The organism is uncultured Thiodictyon sp. (genome assembly GCF_903828115.1).
Classification (GTDB): Bacteria; Pseudomonadota; Gammaproteobacteria; order Chromatiales; family Chromatiaceae; genus Thiodictyon.
Genome location: NZ_CAIKKU010000509.1, coordinates 1 through 5,541, shown reverse-complemented (window position 1 = coordinate 5,541; position 5,541 = coordinate 1). Strand labels below are relative to the sequence as shown.

Genomic DNA, 5,541 nt, shown 5'->3' with positions numbered 1-5,541 from the left:
CGTTGTCGTAATCGAGGTTATGCTGGCGCCCCGGATTCTCTCGCACCTCAAACTGCATCGCTTCTCCGATTACGACAACGACAACGACAACGACCACATTTGCCCGCTGGACGTGCCACTGAAGATGCTGCAACTTACTGATCTGTCAATGCGCCGCGGTCCGCGGCTGCTGCTGTCCGGGGCCAGTCTGACCGTCTATCCGGGTCAGAAGGTCGGTCTCGTGGGGGCCAACGGCTCCGGCAAGTCCAGCCTGTTTGCGCTGCTGCGTGGGGAACTGCACGCGGACACCGGGGACTGCTCACTGCCGGCCGGCTGGGAACTGGCCCATGTCGCCCAGCACACCCCGGACGGCGCGGGACCGGCCATCGAGTTCGTCTTGGACGGCGACCGGGAACTGCGGCGCATCCAACTGGACCTGGCCGCCGCCGATGCCGCCGGGGACGGGCTGCGCCACGGTGAGTTGGCTGGCCGGCTGGAGTCCATCGGGGGCTATGGGGCCGAGAGCCGCGCTGGGCGCCTGCTCCACGGGCTGGGCTTCTCCCCAGGCGACGAGCGCCGCCCGGTGAACAGCTATTCCGGCGGCTGGCGGATGCGTCTGGCGCTCGCCCGCACCCTGATGTGCCGCTCCGACCTGCTGCTGCTCGACGAGCCGACCAACCACCTGGACCTGGATGCGGTGATCTGGCTGGAGGGCTGGCTCAAGTCCTATCAGGGCACCCTGATCCTTATCTCCCATGACCGGGACTTTCTGGACAGCGTGGTCAGCCACACGCTGCACCTGGAGCAGGGGCGGCTCACCCTCTATGCCGGCAACTATTCGGCCTTCGAACGCCAGCGCGCGGAACGGCTTGCGCAGCAGCAGTCCGCCTACGAACGCCAGCAGCGCGAGGTCGCCCACATCCACAGCTTCGTGGAGCGCTTCCGGGCCAAGGCGACCAAGGCCCGGCAGGCGCAGAGCCGGATCAAGGCCCTGGAGCGCATGGAGCTGATCGCCCCGGCCCATGTCGACTCACCCTTCCACTTCGGCTTCGAGGCCCCGACCCACCTGCCCCACCCGCTGCTGCGTCTGGAGGGGCTGGCCGCCGGTTATGCCGACCGGCCCATCCTCAAGGGGTTGAACCTGAGCCTCAACCCGGGCGACCGGATCGGCCTGCTCGGGCGCAACGGGGCCGGCAAGTCCACGCTGGTCAAGGTCCTGGCCGGCGACCTGGCACCCAGCGCCGGGCGCCGCGAGACCGCCCAGGAACTGAAGGTCGGCTACTTCGCCCAACACCAGCTCGATCAACTGCGGATCGATGAGAGCCCGCTCAAGCACCTGCAACGCCTGGACCCCAAGGCCACCGAGCAGGCCCTGCGCGACTACCTGGGCGGCTTCGGCTTCGATGGGGATCGCGCCTCGAGCCCGGTGGCGCCCCTGTCCGGCGGCGAGAAGGCGCGCCTGGTGCTGGCCCTGTTGATCCGTCAGCGCCCCAACCTGCTGCTGCTGGACGAGCCCACCAACCACCTGGACCTGGAGATGCGCCACGCCCTGAGCGAGGCGCTCCAGGAGTACGAGGGCGCCCTGGTGCTGGTCTCCCACGACCGGCACCTGCTGCGCGTGACCGCCGATACCCTGCTGCTGGTGGACGGCGGCCTGGTCGCGCCCTTCGATGGGGACCTGGACGACTACCCGGCCTGGCTCGCCGCCCGCGACCCCGATCGCACCGGCGCGCGCCCCGAGACCGAGGCCCGCGAGGGCGCCGACCGCAAGCAGCAGCGCCGCCAGTCCGCGGACCTGCGCCGGACCCTGCAACCCCTGCGCAACCGCCTCCAGGCCCTGGAGCGGACCCTGGAGCGGCTGGCCGCCCGGCATCAGGAACTGGCGAGCGCCCTGGCGCAGCCCGAGATCTATGCCCCGGAGGCCAAACCGCGCCTGCTGACCCTGATGGAGGAGAGCAACCGGGTCGCGGCCGAGTTGGCGGTCGCCGAGACGCAGTGGCTGGAGGTCGGGGAGGAGTTGGAGCAGCGGCAAGCGGAGTCGGCATGAGGCTCCGGCCCGCGGCCGGCACCCGGTGGGGCGGCCGGCTCATCAGTGCCCGTCGGCGGCACTTAGGCCGGGTCCTGATGACACTGCTGCTCGTCATGTACGGCTGGCTGTTCTGGCCCTTTCTGACGCTGTGGCAGTTGGATCGGGCACTGGTTCGGGACGACCAGGCCAGCCTGGCGCGGCTGGTGGACCTCGCCGCGGTCCGGGATGCGATCCGCCGCAGCCTCAACAAGGACGCCGGCGGCACCCTGGGTCCCTTCTCCGACGACTTCATCGACTGGTTGCAACAGGCCATCCGGCGCCGCGGCACCAGCGCCCTGGACCAGGAGGTCACACTGGCCTGGGTGCGGGAACAATTGCTGTCCCGGTCCCCGCCCGGCACCGGCCTCTGGCCCGCCCTCTCCTGGGCCTTCTTCGACCACCCGCTGCACTTCACACTGCGCCTGGGCGGCGGGGCCACGGCGCCGGTCGTGGTCCGGATGCGCTTCACCGGGGGCGGGTGGCGGGTCAGTGCCCTGTATTTCTGATGCAACGAATGAAAGCGGGCCGCCGACCGGGCGCGGCAAGGGCCCGCTAGGGTTAGACCTAATTCCGGCAGTTACCTCCGGCAGTCAGGGCTTTGGACATCGTTAGAGTCTCGCATCCCGGCGCCATCGTGCGCGAGCCCGGGCTCCGCGCCGGGTGTGATTAGAACTGATGTGTTAACGCACATGTCCTAGGGTACGCATCGCGTACCCGCCAAGCTGCCACGATCGCCGGAGCCGGGTACGCGATGCGCACCCTACAGCTACAGCCGGCGGACGTTCTCACGGATCGGGCGTCGTTGTCGTCGTCGTTGTCGTTGTCGTAATCGTGGTCGGATTAATCGATTACGACAACGACAACGACAACGACAGCGTACCCGGGATCTCGGTCACCACATCAGTTCTGATCGCACGCGAGCCGCGGCTTCCGGTAGGATGCCGGTTGCCGTCACCAAATCGAGCGCCAGGACCATGAGCACCGCAACCCCGCGCTGGGTTATGCACCTGGATATGGACGCCTTCTACGCCGCGGTCGAGCAGCGCGACGCCCCGACCCTGCGCGGGCGCCCGGTCGTGGTCGGCGCCCAGCCCGGCGGGCGCGGGGTGGTGGCCACCTGCTCCTATGAGGCCCGGCGCTTCGGTATCCACTCGGCCATGCCCATCAACGAGGCCCACCGGCGCTGTCCGGACGCGGTCTACCTGCGCCCGCGCATGGCGCATTACCTGGAGGTCGCCCGGCAGATCCGCACGGTCATGGCCGCCTGTGCCCCGGTGGTGGAGCCGATCTCCATCGACGAGGCCTTTCTCGACGTGAGCGGGCTCGGGCACCTGGTCGGCCCGCCGGAGACCATCGGCCGACGGATCAAGGAAGCGATCCGTGCCGCGGTCGGCCTGACCGCCTCGGCCGGGATCGGCCCGAATCGGCTGGTGGCGAAGATCGCCTCGGACTTCGGCAAGCCGGATGGGTTGATCGTGGTGACACCCGAACAGGTTCTGGACTTCCTGGGCGGGCAGCCGGTCGGCGTCCTGCGCGGGGTCGGCCGCCGGACCCTGCCCCTGCTCACGCGGCTCGGAGTGCACACCGTCGCCGACCTGCGCGGGTTGTCGCTCACCCGGTTGCAGGCCCAGTTGGGGCCCCGCGCCGCCGCCAGCCTTTATCAGCAGGCGCGGGGCATCGCCTCCGATCGGGTCGGGGAGTGCGCCGCCCGTAAGTCACTCTCCAAGGAGACCACCTTCGGGGTGGACATTGCCGATCCCCAGATCCTGCGCGACACCCTGCGCGACCTGGCGGCCGAGATCGCCGCCGCGGCCCGGCAGGAGGGGATCGCGGGGCGCACCGTGACGCTGAAGATCCGCTTCTGCGGCTTTGAGACCCATACCCGCCAACGGCGGCTGCCGCAGCGCAGCGACGACGCGCGTACCCTGGTCGCCGCCGCCTGGTCGCTGTTCGAGGCTGGCCGCTGGCAGGGTAAGCCCGTGCGCCTGATCGGCCTGGGGATCGCCGACTTGGGGAGCCCGGGGCCGGTCCAGCCGGACCTGTTCGACAGCGCGGCCGAGCGCCCCGCGGACAGCGAGCGGGAGCGGCGTCTCACGGTCGCGGTCGAGCGTATCCACGCGCGCTTTGGCGCCGGTGCCTTGCGCCGTGGGATGTGAAGAGATCCCGATCAGTGCCCGCCGGGTCGTGACCTTTCGGCCGGGGCAGACGCTCAAAGCACGGGTGGAGGGCTATCCCGGGAAACAGGTGCAGCCTGGGGCGGTCGATGTGGGAGCCAGGGCAAAGGCATGAACTGGCCGGAGTCGCTGGGTCCGACTCCGGGCGCAGTCTGGTGAACGGGCCGAGGCCGCCAGCACGATCAAGCGCCGCGATAGAGCTGGGACGCGTTGTCCTGGATGGCGCGGGCGATCATGTCGGCGACCTTCAGATCTCGCTCGATGCTGTGGCGGGTAGCCGCCTGGGACGGCCGCAGGGTGCGGGCCTTCGAGGCGGTACGCTGGTTCCGGCAGTGGAGTGGGGAGGTGTACATGAGCCGATCTCCTGACGCTGTGTGGCGTGACCAGGCCGCGGTTGATCGCGACCTTGGGCACAGCGTAAGGCAGGGCGGGTAGACACAAGCTGAGTGGGATCGTCAGCGAACGCTCAGATGGGGTTGGTGCTCCAGGCCGGGTTGACCAGGTGCGTGACGGCCTCGCCCGGGGTGGGCACCAAGGGGCCCGCGGTGGGCTGCCGCTGCATCCGGCACGGCCACGACCGCTGCATCCGGTGCGGCCTCCTCAATACTTGATCGTTATGGTAGGAACAACGATTTCAGCTTTCCGCTGGCGCAACCTATCGTTTGAAGCGTAGGCGGGCGACAAGGAGTCGGAGCGCTAATCCTCCCGGATCGACCCCCGCAACCCCTGGTCCAGCTTGCTACACGAATCAGAGATACGGCCCAGCCATCTGACTTGAGGTTACTGACATGAGTGACGCGACCCTGCGCTCCAAGACCAACACTGCAATTTGGATGGCGGTTGCCATCTGCCTGATTCCGCTCGTGCCTTACGCCCTGGGTGGCATGGGCGGGTAACCGCGGACTCCGTGAAACTGAAGAAGGCGGCGCGAGCCGCCTTTTTTGTGCCTGCTCTAGCCGAGGGCGCCGGCCAAGCACCCAAATTTCGTGGAAACGGGAACAAGGCGGATGCCCGCAGGGCGATCCGCCACGACTCCCGCGATGTCGGCCGAACCTCCCGCAGAGTTCCGCCCTCCGCCGGTAGGATGCCGATTGACGTCGCCATAGGAACGGCGAGCGTTCACCATGCTTCCAGCCCACACCAGTTAATGAGAGAATTGCCCAACGCCAGCCGACAGGTTAATTCTACTTTGTTAACTTGAATTCTGGCCGCTTTTCAACTAGCCTGGCTAGGCTATCTTGTAACGCCGCTCGATATCGCTACGCCGTTGATCATGCCTGACCGCCATTTGTGCAATACGCTTTTCAACCATAGCCTCAT

General features: G+C 68.1%; 5 protein-coding genes. 4 read left to right on the top strand and 1 reads right to left on the bottom strand.

Annotated features, from left to right (window positions below; translation table 11 throughout):
* Positions 1-124 precede the first annotated feature (124 nt).
* The 4 genes from QZY48_RS18605 to dinB all read left to right on the top strand — a co-directional run bounded on the left by QZY48_RS18605 (position 125) and on the right by dinB (position 4,203).
* The gene (locus tag QZY48_RS18605; RefSeq protein WP_295433962.1) at positions 125-2,026 is read left to right on the top strand and encodes an ATP-binding cassette domain-containing protein; all 1,902 of its coding nucleotides are present in this window, start codon (positions 125-127) and stop codon (positions 2,024-2,026) included.
* Positions 2,023-2,553 (top strand): DUF2939 domain-containing protein, encoded by a 531-nt coding sequence (locus QZY48_RS18600; RefSeq protein ID WP_295433958.1) that lies wholly within the window; start codon positions 2,023-2,025, stop codon positions 2,551-2,553. The genes QZY48_RS18605 and QZY48_RS18600 overlap by 4 nt, the downstream gene beginning before the upstream one ends.
* Positions 2,554-2,878: 325 nt before the next feature.
* A complete protein-coding gene (locus QZY48_RS18595) occupies positions 2,879-3,025 on the top strand; it encodes a hypothetical protein (RefSeq protein ID WP_295433955.1) in 147 nt (48 codons plus the stop codon).
* On the top strand, positions 3,022-4,203 hold the full coding sequence (gene dinB, locus QZY48_RS18590) for a DNA polymerase IV (RefSeq protein ID WP_295433953.1): 1,182 nt from the start codon (positions 3,022-3,024) through the stop codon (positions 4,201-4,203). The genes QZY48_RS18595 and dinB overlap by 4 nt, the downstream gene beginning before the upstream one ends.
* Positions 4,204-4,403: 200 nt before the next feature.
* Here the strand turns inward: dinB and QZY48_RS18580 are convergent, their stop codons facing one another.
* A complete protein-coding gene (locus QZY48_RS18580) occupies positions 4,404-4,574 on the bottom strand; it encodes a hypothetical protein (RefSeq protein WP_295433951.1) in 171 nt (56 codons plus the stop codon).
* Positions 4,575-5,541: the final 967 nt, after the last annotated feature.